This window comes from Dechloromonas agitata is5, assembly GCF_000519045.1.
In the GTDB taxonomy this organism is placed as follows: Bacteria; Pseudomonadota; Gammaproteobacteria; order Burkholderiales; family Rhodocyclaceae; genus Azonexus; species Azonexus agitatus.
The window spans coordinates 1,434,306-1,460,803 of the sequence record NZ_KI912532.1 but is presented as its reverse complement, the minus strand read 5'-3'; the positions used below and the strand labels follow the sequence as shown (position 1 = coordinate 1,460,803).

Annotated in this window: 28 protein-coding genes; 18 read left to right on the top strand and 10 right to left on the bottom strand. The window is 65.2% G+C overall.

Going from position 1 to position 26,498, the window contains the following annotated elements; all coding sequences use genetic code 11:
* Nucleotides 1–5 precede the first annotated feature (5 nt).
* The 5 genes from K420_RS0107220 (at nucleotide 6) to K420_RS0107200 (ending at nucleotide 4,272) form a co-directional block, all read left to right on the top strand.
* Nucleotides 6–2,063, top strand: a complete 2,058-nt coding sequence (locus K420_RS0107220) for a M3 family metallopeptidase (RefSeq protein WP_027457488.1) — start codon at nucleotides 6–8, stop codon at nucleotides 2,061–2,063.
* A 23-nt stretch (nucleotides 2,064–2,086) separates the two neighbouring features.
* On the top strand, nucleotides 2,087–2,575 hold the full coding sequence (locus tag K420_RS18390) for a glutaredoxin family protein (RefSeq protein WP_051453004.1): 489 nt from the start codon (nucleotides 2,087–2,089) through the stop codon (nucleotides 2,573–2,575).
* Nucleotides 2,572–3,345, top strand: coding sequence for an exodeoxyribonuclease III (xth, locus tag K420_RS0107210; protein WP_027457487.1), 774 nt, complete (start codon nucleotides 2,572–2,574; stop codon nucleotides 3,343–3,345). Before K420_RS18390 ends, xth begins: the two co-directional genes overlap by 4 nt.
* Complete coding sequence (locus K420_RS0107205) at nucleotides 3,342–4,010, top strand: Crp/Fnr family transcriptional regulator (RefSeq protein ID WP_027457486.1); 669 nt, start codon at nucleotides 3,342–3,344, stop codon at nucleotides 4,008–4,010. Before xth ends, K420_RS0107205 begins: the two co-directional genes overlap by 4 nt.
* A 73-nt stretch (nucleotides 4,011–4,083) precedes the next feature.
* Nucleotides 4,084–4,272 (top strand): YgaP family membrane protein, encoded by a 189-nt coding sequence (locus K420_RS0107200; protein WP_027457485.1) that lies wholly within the window; start codon nucleotides 4,084–4,086, stop codon nucleotides 4,270–4,272.
* Between the two features lie 127 nt (nucleotides 4,273–4,399).
* On the opposite strand, the gene K420_RS0107195 is transcribed toward K420_RS0107200, so the two are convergent.
* From K420_RS0107195 to K420_RS18385, 5 genes are all read right to left on the bottom strand, one after another.
* The gene (locus K420_RS0107195) at nucleotides 4,400–4,876 is read right to left on the bottom strand and encodes a hypothetical protein (protein WP_027457484.1); all 477 of its coding nucleotides are present in this window, start codon (nucleotides 4,874–4,876) and stop codon (nucleotides 4,400–4,402) included.
* A gap of 145 nt (nucleotides 4,877–5,021) precedes the next feature.
* The gene (gene rsmA / locus K420_RS0107190) at nucleotides 5,022–5,789 is read right to left on the bottom strand and encodes a 16S rRNA (adenine(1518)-N(6)/adenine(1519)-N(6))-dimethyltransferase RsmA (protein WP_027457483.1); all 768 of its coding nucleotides are present in this window, start codon (nucleotides 5,787–5,789) and stop codon (nucleotides 5,022–5,024) included.
* Complete coding sequence (gene pdxA, locus K420_RS0107185) at nucleotides 5,786–6,775, bottom strand: 4-hydroxythreonine-4-phosphate dehydrogenase PdxA (protein ID WP_027457482.1); 990 nt, start codon at nucleotides 6,773–6,775, stop codon at nucleotides 5,786–5,788. The genes rsmA and pdxA overlap by 4 nt, the downstream gene beginning before the upstream one ends.
* Nucleotides 6,775–8,082, bottom strand: coding sequence for a peptidylprolyl isomerase (locus K420_RS0107180; protein ID WP_051453272.1), 1,308 nt, complete (start codon nucleotides 8,080–8,082; stop codon nucleotides 6,775–6,777). Before K420_RS0107180 ends, pdxA begins: the two co-directional genes overlap by 1 nt.
* A gap of 8 nt (nucleotides 8,083–8,090) precedes the next feature.
* Complete coding sequence (locus K420_RS18385) at nucleotides 8,091–10,637, bottom strand: LPS-assembly protein LptD (protein ID WP_051453003.1); 2,547 nt, start codon at nucleotides 10,635–10,637, stop codon at nucleotides 8,091–8,093.
* 92 nt (nucleotides 10,638–10,729) lie between these two features.
* On the opposite strand from K420_RS18385, the gene K420_RS0107170 reads away from it, so the two are divergent.
* The 13 genes from K420_RS0107170 (at nucleotide 10,730) to hemF (ending at nucleotide 22,193) form a co-directional block, all read left to right on the top strand.
* On the top strand, nucleotides 10,730–11,755 hold the full coding sequence (locus K420_RS0107170; protein WP_027457480.1) for an aminoglycoside phosphotransferase family protein: 1,026 nt from the start codon (nucleotides 10,730–10,732) through the stop codon (nucleotides 11,753–11,755).
* The gene (gene murU / locus K420_RS0107165) at nucleotides 11,756–12,445 is read left to right on the top strand and encodes an N-acetylmuramate alpha-1-phosphate uridylyltransferase MurU (protein WP_027457479.1); all 690 of its coding nucleotides are present in this window, start codon (nucleotides 11,756–11,758) and stop codon (nucleotides 12,443–12,445) included.
* Nucleotides 12,438–12,965, top strand: a complete 528-nt coding sequence (locus tag K420_RS0107160) for an AAA family ATPase (protein WP_027457478.1) — start codon at nucleotides 12,438–12,440, stop codon at nucleotides 12,963–12,965. The genes murU and K420_RS0107160 overlap by 8 nt, the downstream gene beginning before the upstream one ends.
* Nucleotides 12,962–13,180 (top strand): hypothetical protein, encoded by a 219-nt coding sequence (locus K420_RS0107155; protein WP_027457477.1) that lies wholly within the window; start codon nucleotides 12,962–12,964, stop codon nucleotides 13,178–13,180. Before K420_RS0107160 ends, K420_RS0107155 begins: the two co-directional genes overlap by 4 nt.
* Entirely contained in the window at nucleotides 13,177–14,475 is a 1,299-nt protein-coding gene (locus K420_RS0107150; RefSeq protein WP_027457476.1) for an aminopeptidase P N-terminal domain-containing protein, read from the top strand. Before K420_RS0107155 ends, K420_RS0107150 begins: the two co-directional genes overlap by 4 nt.
* Nucleotides 14,468–15,613: an FAD-dependent monooxygenase gene (locus K420_RS0107145; RefSeq protein ID WP_027457475.1), complete on the top strand. Its 1,146-nt coding sequence runs from the start codon at nucleotides 14,468–14,470 to the stop codon at nucleotides 15,611–15,613. The genes K420_RS0107150 and K420_RS0107145 overlap by 8 nt, the downstream gene beginning before the upstream one ends.
* Before the next feature lie 57 nt (nucleotides 15,614–15,670).
* A complete protein-coding gene (locus K420_RS0107140) occupies nucleotides 15,671–16,087 on the top strand; it encodes a hypothetical protein (RefSeq protein WP_027457474.1) in 417 nt (138 codons plus the stop codon).
* 18 nt (nucleotides 16,088–16,105) lie between these two features.
* On the top strand, nucleotides 16,106–16,984 hold the full coding sequence (locus K420_RS0107135; protein ID WP_198293814.1) for a 1,4-dihydroxy-2-naphthoate polyprenyltransferase: 879 nt from the start codon (nucleotides 16,106–16,108) through the stop codon (nucleotides 16,982–16,984).
* Nucleotides 16,985–17,054: 70 nt separating this feature from the next.
* Nucleotides 17,055–18,083 carry a tRNA dihydrouridine synthase DusB gene (dusB, locus tag K420_RS0107130; protein ID WP_027457472.1) on the top strand — a complete coding sequence of 343 codons (1,029 nt, stop codon included), beginning with the start codon at nucleotides 17,055–17,057 and terminating at the stop codon, nucleotides 18,081–18,083.
* A complete protein-coding gene (locus K420_RS0107125) occupies nucleotides 18,080–18,313 on the top strand; it encodes a Fis family transcriptional regulator (RefSeq protein ID WP_027457471.1) in 234 nt (77 codons plus the stop codon). Before dusB ends, K420_RS0107125 begins: the two co-directional genes overlap by 4 nt.
* A 6-nt stretch (nucleotides 18,314–18,319) precedes the next feature.
* Nucleotides 18,320–19,912, top strand: coding sequence for a bifunctional phosphoribosylaminoimidazolecarboxamide formyltransferase/IMP cyclohydrolase (purH, locus tag K420_RS0107120; protein ID WP_027457470.1), 1,593 nt, complete (start codon nucleotides 18,320–18,322; stop codon nucleotides 19,910–19,912).
* Between the two features lie 27 nt (nucleotides 19,913–19,939).
* Nucleotides 19,940–21,217: a phosphoribosylamine--glycine ligase gene (gene purD / locus K420_RS0107115; RefSeq protein ID WP_027457469.1), complete on the top strand. Its 1,278-nt coding sequence runs from the start codon at nucleotides 19,940–19,942 to the stop codon at nucleotides 21,215–21,217.
* A 67-nt stretch (nucleotides 21,218–21,284) separates the two neighbouring features.
* A complete protein-coding gene (hemF, locus tag K420_RS0107110; protein ID WP_027457468.1) occupies nucleotides 21,285–22,193 on the top strand; it encodes an oxygen-dependent coproporphyrinogen oxidase in 909 nt (302 codons plus the stop codon).
* A 63-nt stretch (nucleotides 22,194–22,256) separates the two neighbouring features.
* Here hemF and K420_RS0107105 read toward each other — a convergent pair whose 3' ends face one another.
* Genes K420_RS0107105 through hemC form a run of 5 tightly spaced genes read right to left on the bottom strand, consistent with a single transcriptional unit; the run spans nucleotide 22,257 to nucleotide 26,464 of the window.
* Entirely contained in the window at nucleotides 22,257–22,496 is a 240-nt protein-coding gene (locus tag K420_RS0107105) for a hypothetical protein (RefSeq protein ID WP_027457467.1), read from the bottom strand.
* Between the two features lie 24 nt (nucleotides 22,497–22,520).
* Nucleotides 22,521–23,705, bottom strand: a complete 1,185-nt coding sequence (locus K420_RS0107100) for a heme biosynthesis protein HemY (protein ID WP_027457466.1) — start codon at nucleotides 23,703–23,705, stop codon at nucleotides 22,521–22,523.
* A complete protein-coding gene (locus K420_RS0107095; protein ID WP_027457465.1) occupies nucleotides 23,702–24,742 on the bottom strand; it encodes a uroporphyrinogen-III C-methyltransferase in 1,041 nt (346 codons plus the stop codon). The genes K420_RS0107100 and K420_RS0107095 overlap by 4 nt, the downstream gene beginning before the upstream one ends.
* Complete coding sequence (locus tag K420_RS0107090) at nucleotides 24,739–25,521, bottom strand: uroporphyrinogen-III synthase (protein WP_027457464.1); 783 nt, start codon at nucleotides 25,519–25,521, stop codon at nucleotides 24,739–24,741. The genes K420_RS0107095 and K420_RS0107090 overlap by 4 nt, the downstream gene beginning before the upstream one ends.
* Nucleotides 25,522–25,528: 7 nt before the next feature.
* Nucleotides 25,529–26,464, bottom strand: coding sequence for a hydroxymethylbilane synthase (gene hemC, locus K420_RS0107085; RefSeq protein WP_027457463.1), 936 nt, complete (start codon nucleotides 26,462–26,464; stop codon nucleotides 25,529–25,531).
* Nucleotides 26,465–26,498: the final 34 nt, after the last annotated feature.

The following is a 26,498-nucleotide window of genomic DNA, read 5'->3' as shown; positions in this document are numbered from 1 at the left end:
CGACCATGACCCATACCCAGAATCCGCTGCTCGATTTCACTGACCTGCCCCGCTTCGACCTGATCCAGCCGGAACACGTCAAGCCCGCCATCACGCAACTGCTGGCCGATGGCCGGGCGCTGGTCGAGCAACTCACTGCCGAAACCACGCCAGCCACCTGGGCCGACTTCGCCGGTCCGCTCGGCGACGGCCTGGAAGGCTTTGGCCGCGCCTGGGGTATCGTCGGCCATCTGCATTCGGTCAACGACGTACCGGCCTGGCGCGAGGCCTACAACGAAATGCTGCCCGAAGTATCGCGCTTCTACACCGAACTCGGCCAGAACCTGGCGCTGTTCGACAAATACCGCGCTCTGAAGGCCAGCCCGGCATACGCCACGCTCTCCGCCGAGCAGAAAAAGATCGTCGATAACGAAATCCGCGATTTCCGTCTCGGCGGCGCCGAACTGCCGGAAGACCAGAAGCCACGCTTCCAGGCGATCATGGAAGAACTGTCGCAACTTGCCGCCAAGTTCTCGGAAAACCTGCTCGATGCGACCAATGCCTTTGCCGAAGTCGTCACCGACGAGGCACAACTGGCCGGCCTGCCCGACTACGCCCGGGAGGCCGCCCGCGAAGTGGCCGAGAAGGCCGGCGTCGACGGCTGGCAGTTCACCCTGCACGCCCCGTCCTACGGCCCGGTCATGCAGTACGCCGACAACCGCGACCTGCGCGCCCGCCTGTACCGCGCCTACGCCACCCGCGCCGCCGAGATCGACAACGGCTACTCCAAGCCGGAATGGGACAACGGCCCGCTGATGAAGCGCATCCTCGAACTGCGTGCCGAAGATGCCCAGATGCTCGGCTTCAGGAATTTCGCCGAAGTCTCCCTGCTCCCCAAGATGGCCGACACGCCGGAACAGGTCCTCGCCTTCCTGCGCGACATGGCGAAGAAGGCCAAGCCCTTCGCCGAGAAGGACATGGCCGAATTGCTCGCCTTCGCCAGGGACGAACTGGGCATTGCCGATTTCCAGCCGTGGGATGCCGCCTACGTCTCGGAAAAACTGCAGCAGGCGCGCTACGCCTTCTCGGCGCAGGAGGTGAAGCAGTACTTCACCGAGCCGAAGGTGATCGCCGGCCTGTTCAAGGTCATCGAGAGCCTGTTCACCGTCCAGGTGAAGGAAGACACCGCGCCGGTCTGGCACGAGGACGTGCGCTTTTACCGCATCGAAACGCCGGCCGGCGATCTGGTCGGCCAGTTCTACATGGACCTCTACGCCCGCGAAACCAAGCGCGGCGGCGCCTGGATGGACGAGGCCCGCTCCCGCAAGCACACGGCCGGCGGCATCCAGAAGCCCATCGCCTACCTGAACTGCAACTTCGCCCGCCCGGTCGGCGGCAAGCCGGCCACCTTCACGCACGACGAAGTCATCACCCTGTTCCATGAAACCGGCCACGGCCTGCACCACCTGCTGACGCGCGGCACCGAGCTGGGCGTCTCGGGCATCCACGGCGTCGAGTGGGATGCCGTCGAATTGCCCTCGCAGTTCATGGAAAACTACTGCTGGGAATGGGATGTGCTGCAAGGCATGACCGCCCACGTGGACACCGGCGAGCCGCTGCCGCGCACCCTGTACGACAAGATGCTGGCCGCCAAGAACTTCCAGAGCGGCATGATGACCGTCCGCCAGCTCGAATTCTCGATCTTCGACATGCGCCTGCATTGCGAATTCGACCCTGCCGGCAAGCAGACGATCATGGACCTCATCGACGCAGTGCGCCGCGAAGTCGCCGTCCTGATCCCGCCCGCCTGGCACCGTTTCCCGAACAGCTTTTCGCACATCTTCGGCGGCGGCTACGCAGCCGGCTACTACAGCTACAAGTGGGCAGAAGTGCTGTCGGCGGACTGCTACGCTGCCTTTGAGGAAGCCGGCAATCCGTTCGATCCGGTGGTCGGCAAACGCTTCCTGGACGAAATCCTGTCACGGGGCGGCGAGCGCCCGGCGCTCGACAATTTCCGGGCCTTCCGCGGCCGCGAGCCCAGCCCGGACGCACTGCTTCGACACAGCGGTATGATTGCGGCGTGAGATCGCCGAGGGAGGAAAACAAGATGCGTCGCCTGTTCATGCTCTGCCTCGCCCTGACCTGCCTGCAGGCCCAGGCCGAAACCTACCGGTGGACCGATTCCGCCGGGCGAACCGTGATTTCCGACACCCCGCCGCCGGGCCAGACCAAGTCCGTGGTCAAGACCGGCGAGGCGGCCGAGGCCGGCGAAGCCCTGCCGTTCGCCACCCGCAAGGCGATGGCGTCCTTCCCCGTCACGCTGTACACCTCGGCCGACTGCGTCGCCGACTGCAAGCAGGCGCGAGACGTCCTGAACGGACGCGGCGTGCCCTTCACCGAAAAAATGGTGCAGAAGCAGGAGGACATCGACGAACTGAAGCAACTGGTCGGCGATGCCGCCGTGCCGTCGCTGAAGGTCGGCAAGCAATCCTTCCGCGGCTTCGACGGCGCCGCCTACAACAACCTGCTCGACCTCGCCGGCTACCCCAAGACGGCGCCCTACGGCAGCAAACCGGCAGGCGGGCTGAGCCAGTGAAAATCGCCAGCTGGAATGTCAATTCGCTGAAGGTCCGGTTGCCCCACCTGCTCGACTGGCTGGCCGCCGCCAGGCCTGACGTGCTGTGCCTGCAGGAACTGAAGCTGGAAGACCACAATTTCCCCCGGGCGGAGATCGAGGCAGCCGGCTACCACGTTGCCTTCTCCGGACAGAAGACCTACAACGGCGTGGCCCTGCTGGCCCAGCAACCGATCCACGATGTCGTCTGCGGCAACCCGCATTTTCCCGACGAGCAGAAGCGCCTGATCAGCGGTACGGTCGACGGCACGCGCATCATCTGCGCCTACATGCCGAACGGCCAGGAAGTCGGTTGCGACAAGTACGACTACAAGCTGCGCTGGCTCGACGCCCTGGCCGTCTGGCTCGGGGAGGAACTGGCAAAATATCCGCAACTCGCGCTGTGCGGCGACTACAACATCGCCCCGGACGACCGCGATGTGCACGACCCGCAGCGCTGGGCCGGCAAGATCCTCTGTTCCGAGCCGGAACGCGCTGCCTTCCAGCGCCTGCTTGGCCTTGGCCTGACCGACAGCTTCCGCCTGTTCGAACAGCCGGAAAAGACCTTCTCGTGGTGGGATTACCGCATGCTCGGCTTCCAGAAGAACCTCGGCCTGCGCATCGACCACGTGCTGCTCTCCAAGCCACTGGCCGAGCAGTGCTCGGCGGCTGGCGTCGACCGGGCACCGCGCAAGCTGGAACGCCCGTCCGACCACGCCCCGGTATGGGCCGAGATCGGTCGGCCGGCATGAGCGCCGCCCTGACACCCGAGGGGCTGGTCGCGCTCTACCCGGCCCTCGCCGGCCTGCCGGCCGAACGGCTCGCCCGGCTGCTCCGCCCCGAAGCCATCATGCACCTGCCAGCCGGCACGCAGGTGTTCGCCGAGCACCAGCCCTGCCAGGGCTTTCCGCTGCTCGTCGACGGCACCATCAAGGTCATCAAGCTCGCCGCCAGCGGCCGCGAGTTGATGCTCTACCGCGTTAGCCCGGGCGGTTCGTGCATCATCAGCTCCAGCTGCCTGCTCGGCCATACCGACTACAACGCACGCGGCATCGCCGAAACGCCGCTCACCCTGCTGGCACTGCCGATGCAGGAGTTTTCGTCGCTCATCGTCGAGCACCCGGCTTTCCGCGATTTCGTCTTCCACTTGTTTGCCGAGCGCATCGGCGAATTGATGCAACTGGTCGAGGAAGTCGCCTTCGCCCGTCTCGACCAACGTCTGGCCAAGCTGATCCTGGCCCGCAACGAGGCGACGCTGAACGTCACGCACCAGCAGCTAGCCGACGAACTGGGCAGCGTGCGCGAGATCGTCAGCCGGCTGCTCAAGGGCTTCGCCTCGCAAGGCCTGGTCAGCCTCGGCCGCGAGCAGGTGGCGGTCATCGATCGGGAAGGCCTGCAGAAACTGGCGACTGTGTGACCCAGGTTACATACGGCTGACACCGCCCGGCCGTACAGTGCGCTCGTCTACAACACCTGACGGAGAACACACCATGGCTGCAAATGTTGGCGGTATCGACAAAATCTTGCGTATCGTTGCCGGCGCCGGCCTTGTCGGCTGGGCCGCGATGGGCGGACCGGTCTGGGCCTGGATCGGCGTCGTCCCCCTGGCCACCGGCGTCATGGGCTGGTGCCCGGCCTACACGCTGTTCGGCATGAACACCTGCCCGATGAAGAAATAAGCCCGCAGCACAAGGCTTTCCAGGCTTTATCGCAGAAGGCGGCCGGGGCAACCCGGGCCGCCTTTTTCGTGACCCCACCCCATTTTTTCGAATCAACAGGGACGGCGTAGGGACAAACGCCAGCCGCTCAACCCTGCGCGGCGCGCCAGCCCGGATGCTGGAAATACTGCCCGTAGGCCTTCAAGGCGCGCAGCACCCGGACCGCCCCGTCATGGCGATCGACCCCCGTCTTGCCCGACATCACCTCGGCACCGCCCTGCAAGTCGGCGATGATCAGGTGCAGCATGGCGTCGGCCTTGGCGTCGAGCTTGCAGTTCTCGATGGCAAAGGCGATCTGCTGTTCGATGCTGCCGGCCAGCGCCTGGTACTGCGCATCGCTGAATTGCTGGCGGTGAATGAGCGGCAGTGCCTTGCCCATCGCCTCGTTGATGGCCGACATCGCCTGGCGCAGCGAGGCATCCGTCGCCCACTTCTTGCCGGCATTGAGTTGCAGTTTTTGGGGCACCTCGGCTTCGTGGCCATGGTGATGGTCATGCGCAGCATGCGCGGCACCGGCCAGGCACAAGCCCAGCGCGACAACATAAATCGAACGGGTCAATTTCATCGCTTCCTCCTTGAGTGACATCGCCCGGCCTGGCATCTTCCTGGCCGATGGCGAATCCCGAGTAATTTACTCAAGCAATCTTAAAGCGGGCTTAAGGCGGGGCCGGGGACGCCCCGTGGCCAACGGCACGGGGCTCTGCTCCGGCTCAACTCAGGAAGTTGGCGATCCGCACGTAGTCTTCGACCGGGATATCCTCGGCCCGTCGCGTCGGGTCGATGCCGAGGGCAGCGAAGCCGGCGTCGTCGAGGGTGCCCCTGAGGGTATTGCGCAGCATCTTGCGGCGTTGCGCGAAGGCCTGCTGGACGACAGCCGCCAGCCTGGCCGACGACTTGGCATTCAACTCGCCAAGCGGCTTGGGAATCAGGCGCACCACGGCCGAATCGACTTTCGGCGCCGGATCGAAGCTCTCCGGCGGTACGTCGATCAGCCATTCCATCCAGAAGCGGTATTGCAGCATGACCGACAGGCGGCCGAAATCGGCGTCGCCCGGCTCGGCCACCATACGCTCGACGACCTCCTTTTGCAGCATGAAGTGCATGTCGTACACCTGCTCGGCATAGTCGGCCAGATGGAAGAGGAGCGGCGTCGAGATGTTGTAGGGCAGGTTGCCGACCAGGCGCAGTCGCTGGCCGATGGTGGCGAAATCGAAGGCCAGCGCGTCGCCCTCGTGGATGGTCATGCGCTCCGGACTATGCTGTTTCTTCAGGCGGGCGATCAGGTCGCGGTCGATTTCGACGACGTGCAGGTGATCGACGCGCTGCAGCAGGGGTTCGGTGATGGCGCCCAGGCCGGGGCCGATTTCGACGACCGTATCGCCGCGTTGCGGGTTGATCGCCGAGACGATGGCGGAAATGATACCGCTGTCCACCAGGAAATTCTGGCCGAAGCGTTTGCGAGCGATGTGGCCTTTCATGCAGTCTTCCTTTGAGCCATGCGGGCCGCTTCGGCGACCGCCGCGAACAGGCTGCCCGGGTCGGCCTTGCCGGTGCCGGCCAGTTCCAGCGCCGTGCCGTGATCGACCGAAGTCCGGATGATGGGCAGGCCCAGCGTGACATTGATGCCGTGGCCGAAGGTAGCGTATTTGAGCGCCGTCAGCCCTTGGTCGTGGTACATCGCGAGGACGGCATCGCCACCGGCCAACACCGGCGGCGTAAACATGGTGTCGGCCGGATGCGGCCCGGAAAGTTGCATCCCTTCAGCACGCAGTGTGTCGAGTACCGGCGTGATGACCTCGATTTCCTCCCTGCCCAGATAGCCGCCCTCCCCGGCATGCGGGTTGAGTCCGGCGACCAGGATGCGGGGCTGGGCAATCCCGTATTTGCCGCGCAGATCGGCATGCAGGATGCGGAGGGTCTGTTCCAGCACGGCCGGCGTGATGGCTGCCGGGACATCTCTGAGCGGCAGATGGGTGGTCGCCAGCGCCACGCGGAGCGGGCCGCGCGGTGTGTCGCCAGCCAGCATCATGACGACCAGCGGGGTAGCGGTTTTCTCGGCCAGATACTCGGTGTGGCCGGTGAACGGCACGCCAGCCTGGTTGATGACCCCCTTGTGCACCGGGGCCGTCGCCATGGCGGCGAATTCGCCGGACTGGCAACCGGCCAGCGCCCGGTCGAGCAGGGCAAGGACGTAAGGTCCGTTGGCCGGATTCAGCCGACCGGCCTGCGCTGCAGTGGCGAGCGGCAGGTGCAGCACGTCGAGCGTGCCGGCCAGGGGAGCATTGGCCGGGTGGTAGTCACGCAGGGTGACAGCCATGCCAAGCGCGGCAGCCCGTGCTTCGAGCAGGGCGCGGTCAGCCAGGACGACCGGATGCGCCTCGCCCGGCTGGGCAGCCAGGCGCAGGCAGAGCTCCGGCCCGATACCGGCCGGTTCACCACTGGTGACGGCGATGCACGGCCGCATCACTGCTCGTTGAGCCGGTTTTCGACGTAGGTCCGGTCGCGCAGCTGGCGCAGCCAGTCCTGGTAGGCCTCGTCGAGCTTGCGCTCCCGGATGGCCTGACGGGCCACGGCCCGCTGACGCTCGGCCGATACGTCCTTCTCGCGCCGCTCCAGGACCTGGATCAGGTGCATGCCGAACGGCGACTGGACGACCGGGCTGACTTCGTTGACCTTCAGCGCATTCATCGCCTGCTCGAACTCGGGGACCGTGTCGCCCGGGTTGAGCCAGCCGAGATCACCGCCCTTGGCGGCCGAACCGTCCTGCGAGTAGAGGCGAGCTTGTTCGGCGAAATCGATGCCGTTGGCGATGCGCTCGCGGACGCTTTCCAGCTTGCGGCGCGCTTCCCCTTCGGAAACCACTTCGTTGACCCGGATCAGGATGTGACGGGCGTGGGTCTGCTGCACCGAAGCGGCATCGGAACCGCCCCGCTTGCCGATCAGCTTGACGATATGGAAACCGGCCGACGAGCGGAGCAGGTCGCTGACTTCGCCGGCCTGCAGGCGGGCGGCCACCTCGGCATAGAGGCCGGGCAGGCGGCTCAAGGGGCGGAAGCCGAGGTCGCCCCCCTGCAGGGCATCCGGCGCGTCGGAAAAGGCGGCGGTCAGTTCGGCGAAATTCTCGCCGGCCCGCGCCCGCTTCAGCGCCTGCTCGCCGCGCTGACGCAGCTTCTGCAATTGCTCGGGACTGGCCGACTCCGGGGCGCGCAACAGGATGTGGGCCAGCTGATATTCCTCGGAAGTGCCGCTGGCGGCCTGGTTGGCCAGGTAGTTGTCGATTTCGCCGTCCGAGATGACCAGCTTGCTATCGACTTCGCGCTCGCGCAGGCGGACGGCAATCATTTCGTTGCGGATTTCCTCGCGGAAGCTGGCGTACTGGACACCGTCCTTCTCCAGGGCAGCCCGGAACTGCGGCACCGTCATCTTGTTGCCGGCCGCGATGCGACCGATGGCCTGGTCAAGCTGGGTGTCATCCACGCGCATGCCGGAGTCCTTCGCGTACTGCAACTGGGCGCGGTCCATGATCAGGCGCTCCAGCATCTGGCGCTCCAGCACATCCTGCGGCGGCAGCGGCGTGCCCTGCTTCTGCAACTGCTTGAGCGCGGTCGCCAGGCGGCTGCGCAACTCGACGTAGGTGATCACGTCGGTGCCGACGACGGCGACGATGCGATCCGCCTCGACAGGGTCCTGCGGCACGGCAAGCGCCGTTTGGGAGAGCAGGCCGGCGAAGACGGCGAACAGGAAGGCGAGGATGCGGACGAAGGGGGTCATGGATCTCACTAGGGGGTTAGCAGGCGGCTATCGGTCGGCAATTCGTTGATCTTGCCATAGCCCGGAACGCTGCGCCGGAGCAAGCCGATCGGGTTGGAGCCGATGCTGCCGAAATCGTTGAGTTCGAGTTGCAGGAACAGGGTTTCGTTGGGGGCACCGGAAATGGCCGCCAGACGCTGGCCGACCAGGCGGATCGACCAGCAACTGGCGTTGTACTCGACGCCGGCGATGACCTCCAGCGCCTTGCTGTCGCGCAGCGAGTAGTTGTAGCGACCAACCGCGTACCAGCGGCTCGACAGCGGCCACTGACCGGCGAAATCGACCTGGTCGACCGTCGAATTACCGGTCAACGGGTCACGGGTGTAGCGGTAGCTGGCCGAGAGCACGCGGCCGTAATCCGGCTGGAAGCGCGCCCCGGCCGAGAAGCGCTCGATAACGTTCTCGCGGTAATTGTATTCGGTCGCCACGTCGGCATAGGTCTTGGGCGCAACCAGGCCGTTGAAGGCCGCGACGATGTTGGAGAAGTTTTCCGCACGGGTCGTTTCGCCGGCGATCGAGACGCGCTGTGGCTTGAAATAATAGCGCTGGCCAACCATCGCCTTGAAACGCTCGACCCCCGTCGCCCCGTCGAGCAGGCGAGTAGTCAGGCCGGCCGTCAGTTGGTTGGCGTCGTTCAGTCGGTCATAGCCGCTGTAGCGGTTCTCGGAGAAGATCTGCGCAAAATTGAAGTCGGACAGACCGGTATCGAAGAGCGGAATCTGGCTCTGGTCCTTGTACGGAATATTCACGTAGTAAAGGCGTGGCTCCAGGGTCTGGATGTAGCTCTTGCCGAGCAACTCGCCCTCGCGCTCGAAAACCACCGTCGAGTCGAGCGAGAAGGTCGGCAGGGCGCGGCTGAAGGTGTTGGGCAGGCCGGCGGCCTGCTCATCCAGGGAATATTTGGTCAGATGCAGGCCGACCTTGGGCGTGATCTGGAAAGCCGGATGCACGATGGGCAGCGACAGCTGCGGATAGAACACCATCCGGTCGCCCTGTACCTTGCCGGCGTCGACATGGGTAAAGCGGGAATACTGGCCGATCATCGTGAAATCGGTCTTGAACACGTTGGCCTTGTAACCGAGCACGTTCAGTTGCGGCTCCAGGAAATAAGGCCGGGCAATCGGGTTGCTCGGGTCGATCTGCAACGTCTGGTAACGCAGGACCTGCATGCTGGTCTGCAGCCAGGGCGCCGGCGAATAACCGAACACGACCTGGCGTGGCAGTTGAGTCTGCGAGGTCTGCAACAGGCGGGAGGTCAGGTCCTGCCAGTAGTAGTCGTCGGAAACACCGTTCCAGTTGACCGTCGTCGAGAAGCCGCGCCCCAGATTCTGCCGGTGATCGATCCGGTAGGCGTAACGGCTGCGGCCGAATATCTCGTCATCCGGCATGTACTCCACGCGCACCTGACCATCGTAGTGGTGCGAGGTATAGCGTGCGTCGGCTCCCAGCTGGAAACCCCGCTTGGACATGTAACGCGGCGCCAGGGTCAGATCGTAGTTGGGTGCCAGGTTGAGATAGTACGGCACCGTGAAATCCAGGCCGCTGCGCGTCGATGTTGAAAAGCGCGGGTGCAGGATGCCGGAGCGCCGTTGGCTGCTCAGCGGAAACGAGGCGAGCGGCGTATAGAGGATGGGCGTCCCCTGGAACCACAGGGTCGAATGCTTGGCCGTCCCCTCGCTCTTGTCGTAATCGAGATGCGTCTCGTCGCTCTTCAGGTACCAGTCCGCGCTACCCGGCTTGCAGGTCGAATAGGTATTGCCGAAGAGGGTCATCTGGTTCTCGCCCTCGAAGTCCATCCGCTCGGCATAGCCATTGGCTTCCGACGGCCGGGGAGGCGGCAACTGGGTCGGCAGGCCATAGCTGTTGGCGACATTGAGCATCATCGGCGCGCCGGAGTTGTTCGCATTGCTGCTCGCCACTGTAACCACCGTCTGCTGCGCGGCATAGAAACGGCTCGGCACCTCGCGGACGATACGGTAATTAACCTGTTCGGCCGAGCCGATCTGTTCGGCCAGGCGCATCTTCAGGTGCGGCCCGGTGATCTCGGCACCGTCCTGCAGCAGACGAACGTTGCCGGTCGCCTCCACCTCATCCTCCAGCGGACGGTAAGTCAGGCGGTCGGCATAAACCAGCGTATCGACCTTGCGCAACTCGACGTTGCCTTCCGCCTCGCTGACATCGTCGGCTCGCCCTTCGATCTGGTCGGCAATGATGAACAACGGCGGATTGTCGTCCTGCTGCCCCGTGACCGGCGGTGTCTCGCCCGGCAGTAGCGGTGCGGCCGGCTTTTCGGTCGGTGCCTTCTTTTTCTTCAGCAGGTTGAAGCGCCGCTCCTGGCGCAAGTTCAGCGGAGGATCATGGGCCGCCAACCGGGCCGGCACATCCGCCACGACGACCGGCGCAGCATCGACTGGCGCGCTCGGCCGTCCGGTATCGGCGACCGCGAGCCCGGTCTGCGTGCCGGCAAACAGGCAACAAACCAGGGCAGCAAGCGGACGACGGGAGAAACCGGGCATGCAGGGCGTTCGAGGAAAAGGCGAGGGCCGGAACGGCCGGAACCCGAGTGTTAAAATCGCGCCATTTTACAACGAACACTCCCCACCCGCTTATGACCGCTACGACGCGCGATCAATTGGTTACCGACTGGGTTGCCCAGCGCTTCCCGAACCAGGACGTCCAGATCACCCCGGCCTCGGCCGACGCCAGCTTCCGCCGCTATTTCCGCCTGACCTGGCCGGACGGCAACACGCGCATCCTGATGGATGCGCCGCCGGAAAAGGAAGACTGCAAGCCCTTCATCCACGTTGCCGGGCTACTCGCCAAGGCCGACCTCGCCGCGCCGCGCATCCTCGACAAGGATCTCGACAACGGCTTCCTGGTCCTTACCGACCTCGGGCGCATCGGCTATCTCGACGCCCTGAACGCCGACCTCTCACTGGCCGACCTGTTGATCCGCCCGGTACTCGACGCACTGGTCCAATGGCAACTCGCTTCGACCGCCGGCACGCTGCCGCCCTACGACGGCCACCTGCTGCGCCGCGAGCTCGACCTCTTCCCGGAATGGTTCATCGGCCGCCACCTCGGCATCGAACTGGCCGACGAAGACCGGGTCATGCTCGACCGCACCTTCAAGTTCCTGATCAATTCGGCGCTTAACCAGCCCAAGGTCTTCGTGCACCGCGACTTCATGCCGCGCAACCTGATGGTCGTCGAGAGTGCTGAACGCCTGACGCCGGGCATCATCGATTTCCAGGACGCGGTCTACGGCCCGATCACCTACGACGTCGTCTCGCTCTTCCGTGACGCCTTCATCTCGTGGGACGAAGAGCAGGAGATCGACTGGGTCGTTCGCTACTGGGAAAAAGCCCGCGCCGCCGGCCTGCCGGTGCGCACCGACTTCGGCGACTTCTGGCGCGAATACGAGCTGATGGGCCTGCAGCGCCACCTCAAGGTGCTCGGCATCTTCTGTCGCCTGAAGTACCGCGACGGCAAGGACAAGTACGTCGAAGACCTGCCGCGCTTCATGAACTACGCCAAGAAGACCGCCAGCCGCTACCTGCAGCTCAAGCCCCTGCTCAACCTGCTCGACCGGCTGGATGGGCAGACCGACCAGATCGGCTACCGCTACAAGTAAATGAAGGCGATGATCCTCGCCGCCGGCCGCGGCGAACGCATGCGGCCGCTCACCGACCACACGCCCAAGCCCTTGCTGGTCGCTGGCGGCAAGCCGCTCATCGTCTGGCACCTGGAGCGCCTGGCGGCAGCCGGCTTCCGTGAGATCGTCATCAACCACGCCCACCTCGGCGCACAGATCGAGCAGGCGCTCGGCGACGGGGCGACCTGGGGCCTGCGCATCGCCTACTCGCCCGAACCGCCGGGCGCGCTCGAAACCGCCGGCGGCATTGCCACTGCGCTGCCGCTACTTGGTGACGCACCCTTTCTGGTGGTGAACGGCGATATCTGGTGCGACGTGGACTTTGGCCGCCTCGCCGATTTCCCGCTGGCACCCGGCCGAGCCCACCTGGTGATGGTGGACAACCCGGCCCACCATACCGGTGGCGATTTCAGTCTCGACGGCGATCGGATTGTTGTCGCCCACGGTGGCCAAACGGTCACCTATGCCGGCGTCGGCGTTTTCTCGCCCGCCTTTTTCTCCGCCGTCGCGGCGGGCACGGTCATGAAACTGCGCCCCCTGCTCGACGCCGCCATCGCTGCCGGCACACTGACCGGGGAACGCTTCGCCGGCCGCTGGGTCGACGTGGGAACACCACAACGACTGGCCAAACTGGATTCCGAACTGGCTACAACCTCGGTTAATGAGTAAACCTCAACCCCGGATTCTGATTATCGCCGGCCCGAATGGCGCCGGGAAAACCACATTTGCCCGTGAATTCCTGCCCAACGAAGCGGGCTGCCCGATCTTCATCAATGCCGACCTGATCGCTGCCGGCCTGGCCCCCTTCTCGCCAGAATCAGCCGCCATTCCAGCCGCTCGCCTGATGTTGCAGGAACTGGCTCGCCACTTCGCCGCACGCTCAAGTTTTGCCTTTGAAACAACCCTGTCCGGGCGAACTTACCTACGCTTCATCGACGCATGGCAAACTGCTGGTTATCGCGTCAAACTGATTTTTCTGCGCCTTGACACTCCCGAGGAAGCGATTGCCCGCGTGGCGCAACGCGTTCGCCAAGGCGGACACGATATTCCCGAGGCGGTGATCCGCCGCCGCTACCACGCCGGCCTGGAAAATTTCCACCACCATTACGCGCCGCGCGTCGATGCCTGGATGCTTTACGATAACAGCGGCTTGACGCCAACCTTGCTGGACTGGAGCGAAAAACCATGAACACAGCCCCCATCGAGACCGCACGCGACCCGGATTTGCGGCTTTCCGTCAGCGCCATGGCACGCGCCGCCTTGCGAGCACGGGAAATCGCCCGCCAGACCGCCACCGCACTGGTGATCGGCCACAACGGCATCGTCGAACTGCTACACCCCGATCAACTCCCCCCATCAACGCCTGCGGTTCAAGAACCGGCCGCCGACTACAAAAGCGCATGACCCACGCCCACTTTCTCGCCCGCCGCAAACGCCTGTTGAAAGCCATCGGCGATGGCGTCGCCATCGTGCCGACCGCGCCGGAGGTCATCCGCAACCGCGATGCGCATCACCCTTACCGCTTCGACAGCTACTTCTGGTACCTGACCGGCTTCCCGGAACCGGAGGCGGTCGTCGTGCTGGTCGGCGGCAAGCGGCCGAAATCCATCCTGTTCTGCCGTGAGAAGCACGAGGAACGCGAGATCTGGGACGGCTACCGCTACGGCCCGAAGGCCGCCAAGGCCGCTTTCGGCTTCGATGCGGCCTACTCCATCGACCAACTCGACAAGAAGCTGCCGGAACTGCTGGTCGACCGCGATACGCTGTGGCACGCCATCGGCCACGACGCCGCGTGGGATGCGCGCATCGCCAAGGCGCTGAACGCCGTGCGGGCGCAAACCCGTGCCGGCAAGCGCGCCCCGCGCGCCATCCACGACCTGCGTGCCGAACTGGACGCCATGCGCCTGATCAAGGATGACGCCGAAGCCGCCATCCAGCAACGCGCCGCCGACATCGCCAGCGCCGGCCACGCCCGCGCCATGCGCGCCTGCCGCCCCGGCATGGCCGAATACGAACTCGAAGCCGAGCTGACCTACGAATTCCGCAAGCGCGGCGCCGACGCTCACGCCTACACGCCGATCGTCGCCGGCGGGGCCAACGCCTGCGTGCTGCACTACGTCGAGAACAACAAGCTGCTCAACGACCATACGCTGGTGCTGATCGACGCCGGTTGCGAAGTCGAGGGCTATGCTGCCGACATCACCCGTACCTTTCCGGTCAATGGCCGTTTCAACGCAGCGCAGAAGGACGTGTATGAAATCGTCCTCGCCGCACAGGAAGCCGCTTTCGCCGCCACCGCGCCCGGCCGCCACTTCATGGAAGCACACGACGCCGCCGTGCGCGTACTGACGCAAGGCCTGATCGATCTCAAACTGCTCACCGGCGACCTCGATAACCTGATCGAAAAGGGCGATTTCCGCCGTTTCTACATGCACCGCACCGGCCACTGGCTCGGGCTCGACGTGCACGACGCCGGCGAATACAAGGTCGGCGAGCAGTGGACGGCCTTGCAGCCGGGCATGACCGTCACTGTCGAGCCCGGCCTCTACATCCGCCCGGCCGACGACATCCCCGAGGCGCTGGCCGGCATCGGCATCCGCATCGAAGACGACGTGCGCGTCACCGAAACGGGTTGTGACATCTACACGTCAGCACCGAAGACCATCGCCGAGATCGAGGAGGTCATGCGTCGTGACTGAGGCCGCCGTGGAAAATGTCGACATCCTGATCATTGGCGCCGGCCCGGTCGGCCTGACGCTGCACCTGGCACTGGCGGCCGGCGGCCAGACCTCGCTGTTGCTCGACCGCCGGCCGCCCCCCGCGCTGCAAGCCGACCCGCGCGCGCTTGCCCTGTCGCACGGCGCCCGCGAACTGCTCGAACAGATCAATAGCTGGCCGCGCCGCGCCGCCACCCCGATCGAAACCATCCACGTCTCGCAAAAGGACGGCTTCGGCCGCACCCTGATCGACCGCACCGACTACCGATTGCCGGCACTCGGCTACGTCGTCCGCTACCGTGACCTCGCCGCCGCGCTCGCCACGCCCCTGAACCCGGACTGCCTGCTGGCCGAAGCGGACATCATCGACATCCATGCCGACGACGACGGCGCCACCGTTTCATTGCGCTACGCCGGCCAGTTACGCACCATCCGCTGCAAACTGCTCGTCCATGCCGAAGGCACGCCGGGCGACGATCCAGCGGTTTCGGTCAGCGACTACGGCCAGCACGCCGTGATCTGCGAAGTCACCCCAACGCCCGGCCACAACCAACGGGCCTGGGAGCGCTTCACACCGGACGGTCCGCTCGCCCTGCTCCCCCTGGGCGACGAATACTCAGTCGTGTTCACGCTCCCCCCGGCCAGAGCCGATGCCGTGATGGCCCTCGATGACGACGCCTTCCTCGCCGCATTGCAGGGCCAGTTCGGCCGCCGTATGCGCTTTTCCAAGCCCGGCAAGCGCAGCCGTTTCCCCCTCGCCCTGCGAATGCGCGACACGCTGGTCAAGGGCCGTGAAGTCTGGATCGGCAACGCCGCCCAGACACTGCACCCGGTTTCCGGCCAGGGCTTCAACCTCGGCCTGCGCGATGCCTGGCAACTGGCAGATATCCTGCTCAATCAAGGTATCGCAGCCGGAACGCTGGCCGGTTACGCCGCCAGCCGCCGTGTCGACCGCTGGGGAGGGGCCTTCTTCACCGACCAGATCGTCAAGCTCTTTTCCAACGACAGCGCACCGCTCAAGTTCGCCCGAGGCCTCGGCCTGCTCGGGCTCGACCTCTGCCCGGCGGCCCGCCATTTTGTCGCCAAACGCATGATCTGGGGTGCCCGCGCCTGGCCTTGAGCCGATTTGCTTCTGTGCCACAATGCGCACCGTTTCTACCGACGAAAGCCTTTCAAAATGATCATTTCAGGATTCCAGAGCCTGTTGCAAGCCGCCCGCATGCAGCCCGAGCCGCAACAGATGCTGTTCGTCTTCGCCCGCACCGAACTGCCGGCAGATGCCAGCGCGGAAGAAAAGGCCCGCTTCGCCAAGGGCCAGGGCGGCGCACTGGTGCCGATCATGTTCGTCGACAAGAAACCAGGTGAAATCGAGAACTTCGCCCAACTGGTGGAGGAAGCGCGTCAGATGGAGCAGGACTGGGATTTCGTCTTCGTCGGCTGCCTGGGCGGCCAGGGCGACCGCGAGCCGAGCGACGAGGAAGTAACCCAGGCGCTGGAGGTCATGGTCAAGTCGATCCAGGGCGGCATCATCGACCATCTGCTGACCTATCGCCCCGACGGCGAACAGGTGCGCCTGCAGGCTCCGCAGCTCTAAGGCAAGCTGATCCACCCGATGTCACCCGGACGCCTGCGCGCCTGGTTCCTCGCCTGTCGCCCCAAAACCCTGCCGGTATCGCTATCGCCGGTCGTTGTCGGCAGTGCCCTTGCCTGGCATGACACGCACGCCCTGCTCTGGCTGCCGCTGCTCGCCGCCGCGCTCGGCGCCGCCTTCATCCAGATCGGCACCAACCTGTTCAACGATGTCGGCGATTTCCTGCGCGGCACCGATACACCCGATCGGCTGGGCCCCAAGCGCGCCACTGCCGAAGGCTGGTTGACGCCGGACGCGGTCAAGGCCGGTGCCTGGCTCTGTTTCGCGCTGGCCTTCCTGTGCGGCATCTATCTCGTCTGGCACGGGGGCTGGCCCATCGTCGCCATCGGCCTCGCCTCGCTGGCCGCCGGCTGGGCCTACACCGGCGGGCCGAAGCCCATCGCCTACGGGCCGCTCGGCGAATGCTTCGTCTTCATCTTCTTCGGCCTGGTCGCCGTTGGCGGCAGCTACTACCTGCAGACCCTGAGCCTCACGCCCACCGCGTTGCTCGTGGCGGCGCTGGTCGGCATCCACGCGGCCGCGGTAATCACCGTCAACAACTACCGCGATCACGACGGCGATGCCCGGAACGGCAAGAACACCCTGGCCGTCCGTCTCGGCCGACCAGCGACGCGTTGGTTCTACACAGTCGAAATGCTCGCTCCCTACGCCTTGCTGCCCCTGCTCGCCGGCCTCGGTTGGCCGGCTGCGCTGCCCCTGCTGTCGCTCCCGCTGGCGCTGCGCCTGATCCGCCGTTTCCACCACGAAGCGCCTGGTCCGGTGTTCAACACCATCCTCGCCGCCACAGCGGGCCTGCAACTGATCTTCGCGCTGCTGCTCGCCGTCGGCTTCACGATTTGACTATTTTTTAGGCGCCCTTTCGGGTAGAATGCGCGCCTTCCCCTCGCCCTGCCCTACCCCCCGCTCGCCCATGGAATTTGCCGGTTTTACCTTGCGAAACAATCTCTTCGTTGCGCCGATGGCGGGTGTTACGGATCGTCCGTTCCGCCAGTTGTGCAAGAAGATGGGGGCCGGGCTGGCCGTCTCCGAGATGGTCACGTCCAACTCGCTGCTTTACGGCAGCGCCAAGACGCTGCGCCGGGCGAATCACACGGGTGAAGTCGAGCCGATCTCGGTGCAGATCGCCGGGGCCGATCCCAAGATGATGGCCGAAGCGGCCAAGCACAACGTCGATAACGGCGCCCAGATCATCGACATCAACATGGGTTGTCCGGCCAAGAAGGTCTGTAACGTGATGGCCGGCTCGGCACTGATGCAGAACGAGCAACTGGTCGGCGACATCCTCGACGCCGTGGTCGGCGCCGTGCCGAACACGCCCGTGACGCTCAAATTCCGCACCGGCTGGAACATCGCCAACAAGAACGCGCCGAACATCGCGCGCATCGCCGAGAGTGCCGGCATCCGCGCCGTCGCCATCCACGGCCGGACGCGCTGCCAGCAATACACCGGCGAGGCCGAGTACGACACCATCGCCTACGTCAAGACGCTGGTGAAGATTCCGGTCATCGCCAACGGCGACATCACGACCCCCGAGAAGGCCAGGCACGTCCTCGATGTGACCGGCGCGGACGGACTCATGATCGGCCGCGCTGCGCAGGGTCGCCCCTGGCTGTTCCGCGAGATCGAACACTATCTGAAGACCGGCAAAAAGCTGGCACCGGCCCCAGTTTCCGAGATTCACGCCATCCTGATGGCACATCTTGAAGACCTTTACGATTTCTACGGTCTGGACACGGGGGTCAAGGTCGCGCGCAAGCACATCTCCTGGTACACCAAGGGCCTGATCGGCTCGGCGGCGTTCCGCAAGGTGATGAACACGCTGCCGACCGTGGAGTTGCAGCACCAGGCGGTCAACGAATTCTTCCTGCGTTACGCGGAAGAGCACGAACACCTGCAGTACGAAGATAACAAAACACAAGAGGAGGCGTTGGCAGCATGAGCCAACATGATTTGGGGCAATGCGTCGTTGACGCGCTGGAGCAGTATTTCCGGGATCTCGATGGCGAAAAGCCGGCCGCCATCTATGACATGGTCCTGAGAAAGATCGAGCGACCGATGCTGGAAGTCGTGCTCACCAAGGCCGGCAGCAACCAGACGCTGGCGGCCGAGATGCTGGGCATCAACCGCAACACACTGCGCAAGAAACTCACCGAACATCAACTTCTGTAAATCGCCATGACCATCAAGCAAGCACTGATTTCCGTCTCCGACAAAACCGGGGTTCTCGAATTCGCCCAGGGCCTCGCCGCGCAAGGCGTCAAGCTGCTGTCCACCGGCGGCACCGCCAAGATGCTGCGTGACGCCGGCCTGGCCGTCACCGAAATCGGCGACTACACCGGCTTCCCGGAAATGCTCGATGGCCGCGTCAAGACCCTGCACCCGAAGGTGCACGGCGGCATCCTGGCCCGCCGCGATCTGGCCGAGCACATGGCCACCCTCTCGCAGCACGGCATCCCAACCATCGACCTGGTCTGCGTGAACCTCTACCCGTTCGCCGCCACCATCGCCAAGCCGGGTGTGACGCTGGAAGACGCCATCGAGAATATCGACATCGGCGGCCCGGCCATGGTCCGCTCCTCGGCCAAGAACTACAACGGCGTTGCCATCGTCACCGATCCGGAAGACTACGCCCCGCTGCTCGCCGAAATGAAGGCCAACGGTGGTGCCCTGCAACTGGCCACCCGCTTCAACCTGGCCAAGAAGGCCTTCACGCACACCGCCCGTTACGACAGCATGATCGCCAACTGGCTGACCGGCCTGGACGAAGGCGTCGAAGCCAAGCCGGCCGAAGCCGCCCCGGTTCCGGCCATCTTCCCGGCCAAGCTGCAACTGGCTTTCGACCGCACCGAAATCCTGCGCTACGGCGAGAACTCGCACCAGCAAGCCGCCTTCTACCGCGACACCGTCGCGCTGCCAGGCAGCATCGCCGCTTACACCCAGTTGCAGGGCAAGGAACTGTCCTACAACAACATCGCCGACTCGGACGCCGCCTGGGAATGCGTCAAGGCCTTCGACGCGCCGGCCTGCGTCATCATCAAGCACGCCAACCCGTGCGGCGTGGCCATCGACGGCACCCTGCTCGGCGCTTACGAAAAGGCCTTCAAGACCGACTCGACCTCCGCCTTCGGCGGCATCATCGCCTTCAACGGCGAAGTCGGCCTCGATGTGGTCAACGCCATGAATGAGCGCAAGCACTTCGTCGAAGTGCTGATCGCCCCGTCCTTCACCGCCGAAGCCAAGGCTGCCCTGGCGTCCAAGACCAACCTGCGCGTGCTGGTCGTGCCGCTCGGCCGCGACCTGAACAAGCTGGAACTGAAGCGCGTCGGCGGCGGCCTGCTGGTGCAGACGGCGGACGACTTCACCGCGCAAGCCAGCGGCCTGAAGGTCGTCACCAAGGTCCAGCCGACCGCCCAGCAGATCGAAGACCTGCTCTTCGCCGAGCGCGTCGCCAAGTTCGTCAAGTCCAACGCCATCGTCTTCTGCGGCGGCGGCATGACCCTCGGCGTCGGCGCCGGCCAGATGAGCCGCGTCGATTCGACCAAGATCGCCAGTATCAAGGCCACCAACGCCGGTCTGTCGCTCAAGGGTTCGGTCGTCGCCTCCGACGCGTTCTTCCCGTTCCGCGACGGCCTCGACGTGCTGGCTGAAGCCGGCGCCAGCGCGGTTATCCAGCCGGGTGGCTCGATGCGCGACGAGGAAGTCATCGCCGCGGCCGACGAACACGGCATCGCGATGGTGTTCACCGGCGCCCGCCACTTCCGTCACTAATAACAACGACACTCGAAGAGATTAGCCATGAAACTACTGGTAATCGGTTCCGGCGGCCGCGAACACGCCATGGCCTGGAAGCTGGCGCAGACACCCGGCCTGCAGAAAGTGTACGTCGCCCCCGGCAATGCCGGCACGGCGCGCGAACACGAGCTGGAAAACGTCAATATCACCGACCCGGAAGCCCTGGCTGATTTCGCCGAGCAGAACAAGATTCACCTGACACTGGTCGGCCCGGAAGCGCCGCTGGCCGCCGGCGTGGTCAACGTCTTCCGCACCCGGGGCCTGAAGATCTTCGGCCCGACCAAGGAAGCTGCGCAGCTCGAATCCTCCAAGGATTTCGCCAAGCGCTTCATGGCCCGCCACAACATTCCGACCGCCGGCTTCGAAACCTTCTCCGATGCCGCCGCAGCTCATGCCTACATCGACAAGCAGGGTGCGCCCATCGTCATCAAGGCCGACGGCCTGGCGGCTGGCAAGGGCGTCGTCGTGGCGATGAACCTGGATGAAGCCCACGCTGCCATCGACGACATGTTGTCCGGCAACAAGCTGGGTGATGCCGGCGCCCGCGTCGTGATCGAGGATTTCCTCGACGGCGAGGAAGCCAGCTTCATCGTCATGGTCGACGGCAAGAACGTCCTGCCGCTCGCCTCCAGCCAGGATCACAAGCGCATCTTCGACGGCGACCAGGGCCCGAACACCGGTGGCATGGGCGCCTACTCCCCGGCTCCCTGCGTCACACCGGAAGTACACGCCAAGGCGATGCGCGAAATCATCCTGCCCACCGTGCGCGGCATGGCGGCGGACGGCATCCCGTTCACCGGCTTCCTGTACGCCGGCCTGATGATCGGCAAGGACGGCTCGGTCAAGACACTGGAATTCAACTGCCGCATGGGCGACCCGGAAACCCAGCCGATCCTGATGCGCCTGAAATCCGATTTCGTCACCCTGCTCGAACATGGCATCGCCGGTACGCTCGACCAGATCGAAGCCGAATGGGATCGCCGCATCGCACTCGGCGTCGTGCTCGCCGCAGCCAACTATCCGGACACACCGAAGAAGGGCGACGTCATCGGCGGCCTGCCCAAGGCCAACCGCTTCAACGAGGACTGCCACGTCTTCCACGCCGGTACTGCAGACAAGGATGGCCAGGTGGTGACTGCCGGCGGTCGCGTGTTGTGCGTCACCGCGCTTGGCGAAAACGTCAAGCTGGCCCAGAAGGCCGCCTACGAGGCCGCCGCCCAGATCGCCTGGGATGGCATGCAATACCGCAAGGACATCGGCTACCGCGCGATCGGCCGCTGAACCTTTCGGCGCAAAACCACTCAGACGGGCGGCCCTGGCCGCCCGTTTTACATTTTCCGGAGACACGATGGATACCACCCGCCTCAAGGACTACTTCACCGGCCTGCAAAGCCGCATCGTCGCTGAGCTCGAAGCCTTCGACGGCCAACCCTTCCGCAGCGACAGCTGGCAGCGCCCCGAAGGCGGCGGCGGCATGTCGCGCCTGATCGAGGAAGGTGACTTTTTCGAGCGGGGCGGCGTCAATTTCTCGCACGTCACCGGCCAATCCCTGCCCGCCTCGGCCACCGCCGTTCGCCCGCAGCTGGCCGGCCGCGCCTGGGAAGCCATGGGCGTCTCGCTGGTCCTGCATCCGCGCAATCCCTATTGCCCGACGGCCCACATGAACGTGCGCTGCTTCGTCGCCACCAAGGAAGACGAGGAGCCGGCCTGGTGGTTCGGCGGCGGCATGGACATGACCCCCTACTACGGCCAGCGCGAGGATGTGCAGCATTTCCACCGGACCTGCCGCGACGCGCTCGCCCCGTTCGGTGACGCGGTTTATGCGAAGTACAAGGCCTGGTGCGACGAGTACTTCTTCCTCAAGCACCGCAACGAGCCGCGCGGTGTCGGCGGCATTTTCTTCGACGATCTCAACGAAGGCGGCTTCGAGCGCTGTTTCGCACTGACCCAGGCGGTCGGCGATGCCTTCACCCAGGCCTATCTGCCGGTATTGGCGAAGCGCCGTGACACACCTTATGGCGAGCGCGAACGCGATTTCCAGGCCTACCGCCGCGGCCGCTATGTCGAATTCAACCTGGTCTGGGATCGCGGCACCCTGTTCGGCCTGCAGTCGGGTGGCCGCACGGAATCCATCCTGATGTCCCTGCCCCCCATCGTCAAATGGCGCTACGACTGGAAACCGGCGGCGGGTACGCCGGAAGCGGAACTCTACGACATCTTCCTCAAGCCGCAGGACTGGCTGGACGGCAGTTGCTAGTTACCCGTTGTTGGCAAAACCCGGGGCGCCCAGCCCCCCAAAATATTCGCTAACGACTCGCGACTATTTCAGCTTTCCCTTGACCACCCGGACGCGTGCCGGGTTTTTCACACCCATCTTGCCGCCTCCGCCATTCAGATTGCCGCAGGCGCAGGCCGCCTTGATGTGCGGCACGGAATTGACGATGACCGCGCAATCCAGGCATTCGTAATAGACATCGCCGCCGGTCGGCAGGGCTGCGGGATCGGGCGCCGGCTCGACCGGATAGAAGTTGTAGATTTTCCGCAGGTCGATATTCAGCATGTTCCCTCTCCGATCCGGTCGTGCCTAGCGAGCGTCAAGCTGGGCGCTGGCCCGGTAATGTTGGTTGGCCTCGTCGCCCCGATCAAGCTGGTCGAGCAAACGTGCCAGTTCAAGATGCGCTTCCTGGCTCGGAGCAACCGCCAACGACGCCTCCAGGTAGCTCTGCGCCTTGCCCCACAGGCGCTGGCGCTGGCACATGCGGCCCAGCGCCATGAGCAGGACGGCATCGTCCGGATGGCGGCGCAACCAGGTCTCCGCCCGGGCGATGCGGGCTGTCGATTCGCCGCCGGTCAAGCGACCGTAGATGGCCGCCAGCTCGGATGACCAATCGTCATTGTCCGCGCCGTCCAGTACGGCCTCGATCAGCTTCTGTGCCTCGCCATCGGCGCCGACAGCCACCAGCGCCTTCGCCGCCGCCAGGGCAATCCGCCGGCCGCGCTCCGCCTCGGGCAGGGCGCGCAGATAGGCCGTCAGTTGCGCCGCATCCTTGCTGCACCGGGCAATATTGGCCAGGTGTGCCTGGGTGCGCACTTCGGCCACCACTTCGGCCGGCAGTGCATCACGCTTGGCCAATTGACGGACAAGCCGCAGCACACCGTCCCAGTCACCGCTGCCCTGACGGGCGCGCAACTCCAGGCGCAAGGCGGCAATGTGCCGCCCCTGCTTGCCCTGCAGGCGATCCAGCGCAGCCAGCGCATCGGCGAAGCGGCGTTCCTCGTTGGCCATTTCGGCGTCGAGCATCAGGGTTGCCGCCTCGGTGCGCGGATCGTCGGTCTTGGCGTGCTCCAACCAGTATTGCTGCTTTTCCGGCTCGCGCATGCGCTGGGCAGCCCGCGCCGCGATCAGCGCCGAGAGGCCGGGGGCCGTGCCGTTACCGTGCGCTTCCGCGGCTTTTTTCATGGCTTGGCCGAAGCGCCCTTCGAAGAGCAGGCGGACGGCATCCTGAAAGACCATTCCGGCCTGGTCGCGCTGGCGGCGGGCGCGGTATTCGCGGACCCGGCCGGGCAAACCGAAGGTAACGACGAGCAAGCGCAGGGCCGCATAAAAGGCGAGGAACAAGCCGAGCAGCGCGATGATGAAGAGGTTGAGCGACACCTCGGCCCGCCAGGGCGGCACGATCAGCAGCAGGTAGCCATCGTTGAAGCGGGCGCCGAGCGCCGCAACCACCGCCAGCCCGAACAGGGCCAGTATCCAGAACAGGCCCTTCACCGCTTTTCCTTGCTCTGGCGCAGGTTGCGCAGCGCAGCCTGGGTGTCGTTCAGGTTGGGCAGTTCGACATTGATCTCGCTTGCCGTCATCTGACGCAGGGTCGCCTGGGCCGCAAGCACTGCCTTGTCGCTCGTATCGAAATGCTTGCCCAGCCATTCCTGGGCCACTTTCAGCTCATTCCGGTAGGTCCACTGGTCGCGTGCGAACAAGGCCAGACGGGCATTAAGCAGGCGCAACTTGAGGTTTTCGCGTAACAGGAAGCCCTGGCCGGGTGCCAGCAGCGCCGGATCCTCACGGTCGAAGCGCTGGATGCGGATCAGGCCCTTCAACTCCTGCCAGGCCTCGCCGGCAGCAGCCTGCCACCACGACGCAGCGATCGCCGGCTTTGCTCCGTCGGCCTTGTCGAGCGGCCGGCCATAGGCGGTCAGCGGCAACTTGTCGACGCCGAGGATCAACTGTTCCAGGCGCAGGCTGATCCCGGGCATGTCGACAAACGGCAGGGCGTTCAGCCGTTCCAGATCCTTGGTCAGGGCCTTGCGCAAGGGCAGGTAGGCCGGCCGGTCGAGACGGGCCAGGCGCGAATCGGCCGTCTGCAGGGCGAGAACGGCGACCGGCACGTTGCCGGCCAGCTGCAGTTGCTGTCCCGCCAAGGTGACCGCCTGCTCGACTTCGAGCAGCGTGGCCTCCTCCCGGCCGCGTGCGATCTCCTGGTTGAGCGCCTTGAGCGCCTCGGTCTGCGCCTGGAATTCGCTGAAGCGATCTTCCACGGCACCCAGTTTGGCGTGCAGTGCCTCGACCTGCTCGCGCAACTGCTTCTGCGCGCCACGTTCTTCCTTGTTGCCGGTGTCGAATTCAGCCAGACGGCGACTAACCTCCTGCTGCTGGCTGTCGAGTTGCTGGCGGGTTTCATGCCACTGCCAGCCGGCAACAGCGAGGGCGACCAGAGCGAGCGCCAGAGCCAGGCCAGTGCGGGGCGAACGACGGGCCGGCTGGGCCGCCGGGGCGATGGTTTGCGGGGTAGGGGTATCGGTACTCATTGCAGCCAATTATAAGCACGCAGGCCGGCAATCAGGCCGGCATCGGCGGCTTCCGTCAGGACGATGTTGCTCAAACCCAGTGCCCGGGCGTTTTCTGCGATGCGGGCATGCGGCACGAAGAGCGGGGTTGCCTTCAGGAAAACCAGCCCCTCGGCGTCGAGCAGGTCGACCAGATAACGCAGGCCCTCGCTGCTCGATACGGTGATGGCGTCGAGCCGGCCCTGCCGCCAGGCACTGAGCAGCGGAGCGATGCCGTCCGACGGGCCGGAGCGGCGGTAGCAGGTGATGCAATCGACGGTTGCCCCGCGCTGGCGCAACGTATCGGCCAGCAGTTCGCGCCCGCCGTCACCTCGGAAAATGGCGACACGCCGGCCGGCGACCCGCTCGGCGGCCAACTCCGGCAGGGCGAGCAAAGCTTCGGAATCGAAACGTTCGGTCGGCGCGATACAACCTGTCACGCCGCGCGCCGCCAGGGCCTTGACCGTGCCTTGCCCGACAGCCGCCGGCAACAGGCCGGCCGGCCAGGCGGCGTGCGTCAGGAGAACCGGCAAGGCATGCTCGACGGCGTTCGGGCTGACGAAGGCAGCCACCGCGTACTCCGCCAGGCGTGCCGCCGCTTCGGCTAGGGGTTGCGGATCAGCCGCCGGCGCAATTTCGAGCAACGGGAAGACGATCGGGGTGCCGCCGGCGGCGACAATCGCCTCGGCCAGCGGCGCCGCCTGCGCCTGCGGCCGGGTAACGACAATGCTGCGCCCGGCCAGCGGGCCGACCACGCTCATGCCGAGATCAGGCGTGGCAGGCGAGCTTGGCGAGGATGGCGTCGGCCCCCTGGGCGCGCAGCGTCTCGGCCAGCTGGCGACCAAGCGCCTCGTCGTCCGCCGGGTTGCCGCGCAGTTCGGCGCTGACCATTTCCTTGCCGTCGACCGTGGCGACAAAGCCGCGCAGCCACAGTTGGCCATGGTCGATGATCGCGTAGCCGCCCAGCGGCACCTGACAGGAACCGCCCAGGGCGCGCGAGAAGGCGCGTTCGGCCTTGACGCAGTGGGCGGTCTCGGTGTCGTTGAGCGGGGCGACAACCTCGGCCATCGCCGCATCGCCTTCGACCAGTTCGATGCCCAGCGCGCCCTGCCCCGGTGCCGGCAGGGACTGCTCCGGCGTCAGGACAGACTTGATGCGATCCTTCAGGCCAAGACGGATCAGGCCGGCAGCGGCCAGGATGATCGCGTCGTACTCGCCGGCATCGAGCTTCTTCAGGCGGGTATCGAGGTTGCCGCGCAGGCTCTTGATAACCAGCTGCGGGTACTTGGCGCGCAGGATGGCCTCGCGACGCAGGCTGGAGGTGCCGACCACGGCCCCGGCCGGCAGCGCGTCGAGGCCGGCGTACTTGTTCGAGACGAAGGCGTCGCGCGGATTCTCGCGGGCCGAAATGGCAGCCAGCACGAAGCCTTCCGGCATCACCATCGGCACGTCCTTCATCGAATGCACGGCGAGGTGGGCCTTGCCCTCCTGCATCGCCACTTCGAGTTCCTTGATGAACAGGCCCTTGCCGCCGATTTCGGCGAGCGGCCGGTCGAGGATCTGGTCGCCCTTGGTGGTCATGCCAAGAATGACAACTTCCGACCCGGGATTTAAACTCGACAAGCGACTTTGGACATGAACCGCCTGCCACATGGCCAGACGGGATTCGCGGGAGGCAATGACGATCTTGGAAGGACGGGACATGATGCGACGAGGGGCTGGGCAAATAGGAGCGCTG

Bases quoted from the DNA above. Each gene is read 5' to 3' on its own strand.
- K420_RS0107105 (WP_027457467.1), bottom strand. From the start codon at position 22,496: ATGCTGAATATCGACCTGCGGAAAATCTACAACTTCTATCCGGTCGAG.
- K420_RS0107170 (WP_027457480.1), top strand. From the start codon at position 10,730: ATGACCGCTACGACGCGCGATCAATTGGTTACCGACTGGGTTGCCCAG.
- K420_RS0107095 (WP_027457465.1), bottom strand. From the start codon at position 24,742: ATGAGTACCGATACCCCTACCCCGCAAACCATCGCCCCGGCGGCCCAG.
- K420_RS0107150 (WP_027457476.1), top strand. From the start codon at position 13,177: ATGACCCACGCCCACTTTCTCGCCCGCCGCAAACGCCTGTTGAAAGCC.
- murU (WP_027457479.1), top strand. From the start codon at position 11,756: ATGAAGGCGATGATCCTCGCCGCCGGCCGCGGCGAACGCATGCGGCCG.
- rsmA (WP_027457483.1), bottom strand. From the start codon at position 5,789: ATGAAAGGCCACATCGCTCGCAAACGCTTCGGCCAGAATTTCCTGGTG.
- pdxA (WP_027457482.1), bottom strand. From the start codon at position 6,775: ATGCGGCCGTGCATCGCCGTCACCAGTGGTGAACCGGCCGGTATCGGG.
- K420_RS0107155 (WP_027457477.1), top strand. From the start codon at position 12,962: ATGAACACAGCCCCCATCGAGACCGCACGCGACCCGGATTTGCGGCTT.
- K420_RS0107180 (WP_051453272.1), bottom strand. From the start codon at position 8,082: ATGACCCCCTTCGTCCGCATCCTCGCCTTCCTGTTCGCCGTCTTCGCC.
- K420_RS18390 (WP_051453004.1), top strand. From the start codon at position 2,087: ATGCGTCGCCTGTTCATGCTCTGCCTCGCCCTGACCTGCCTGCAGGCC.
- hemC (WP_027457463.1), bottom strand. From the start codon at position 26,464: ATGTCCCGTCCTTCCAAGATCGTCATTGCCTCCCGCGAATCCCGTCTG.
- K420_RS0107125 (WP_027457471.1), top strand. From the start codon at position 18,080: ATGAGCCAACATGATTTGGGGCAATGCGTCGTTGACGCGCTGGAGCAG.
- K420_RS0107200 (WP_027457485.1), top strand. From the start codon at position 4,084: ATGGCTGCAAATGTTGGCGGTATCGACAAAATCTTGCGTATCGTTGCC.
- K420_RS0107090 (WP_027457464.1), bottom strand. From the start codon at position 25,521: ATGAGCGTGGTCGGCCCGCTGGCCGGGCGCAGCATTGTCGTTACCCGG.
- K420_RS0107220 (WP_027457488.1), top strand. From the start codon at position 6: ATGACCCATACCCAGAATCCGCTGCTCGATTTCACTGACCTGCCCCGC.
- K420_RS0107135 (WP_198293814.1), top strand. From the start codon at position 16,106: ATGTCACCCGGACGCCTGCGCGCCTGGTTCCTCGCCTGTCGCCCCAAA.
- K420_RS0107160 (WP_027457478.1), top strand. From the start codon at position 12,438: ATGAGTAAACCTCAACCCCGGATTCTGATTATCGCCGGCCCGAATGGC.
- purD (WP_027457469.1), top strand. From the start codon at position 19,940: ATGAAACTACTGGTAATCGGTTCCGGCGGCCGCGAACACGCCATGGCC.
- hemF (WP_027457468.1), top strand. From the start codon at position 21,285: ATGGATACCACCCGCCTCAAGGACTACTTCACCGGCCTGCAAAGCCGC.
- purH (WP_027457470.1), top strand. From the start codon at position 18,320: ATGACCATCAAGCAAGCACTGATTTCCGTCTCCGACAAAACCGGGGTT.
- K420_RS18385 (WP_051453003.1), bottom strand. From the start codon at position 10,637: ATGCCCGGTTTCTCCCGTCGTCCGCTTGCTGCCCTGGTTTGTTGCCTG.
- K420_RS0107140 (WP_027457474.1), top strand. From the start codon at position 15,671: ATGATCATTTCAGGATTCCAGAGCCTGTTGCAAGCCGCCCGCATGCAG.
- dusB (WP_027457472.1), top strand. From the start codon at position 17,055: ATGGAATTTGCCGGTTTTACCTTGCGAAACAATCTCTTCGTTGCGCCG.
- K420_RS0107205 (WP_027457486.1), top strand. From the start codon at position 3,342: ATGAGCGCCGCCCTGACACCCGAGGGGCTGGTCGCGCTCTACCCGGCC.
- K420_RS0107195 (WP_027457484.1), bottom strand. From the start codon at position 4,876: ATGAAATTGACCCGTTCGATTTATGTTGTCGCGCTGGGCTTGTGCCTG.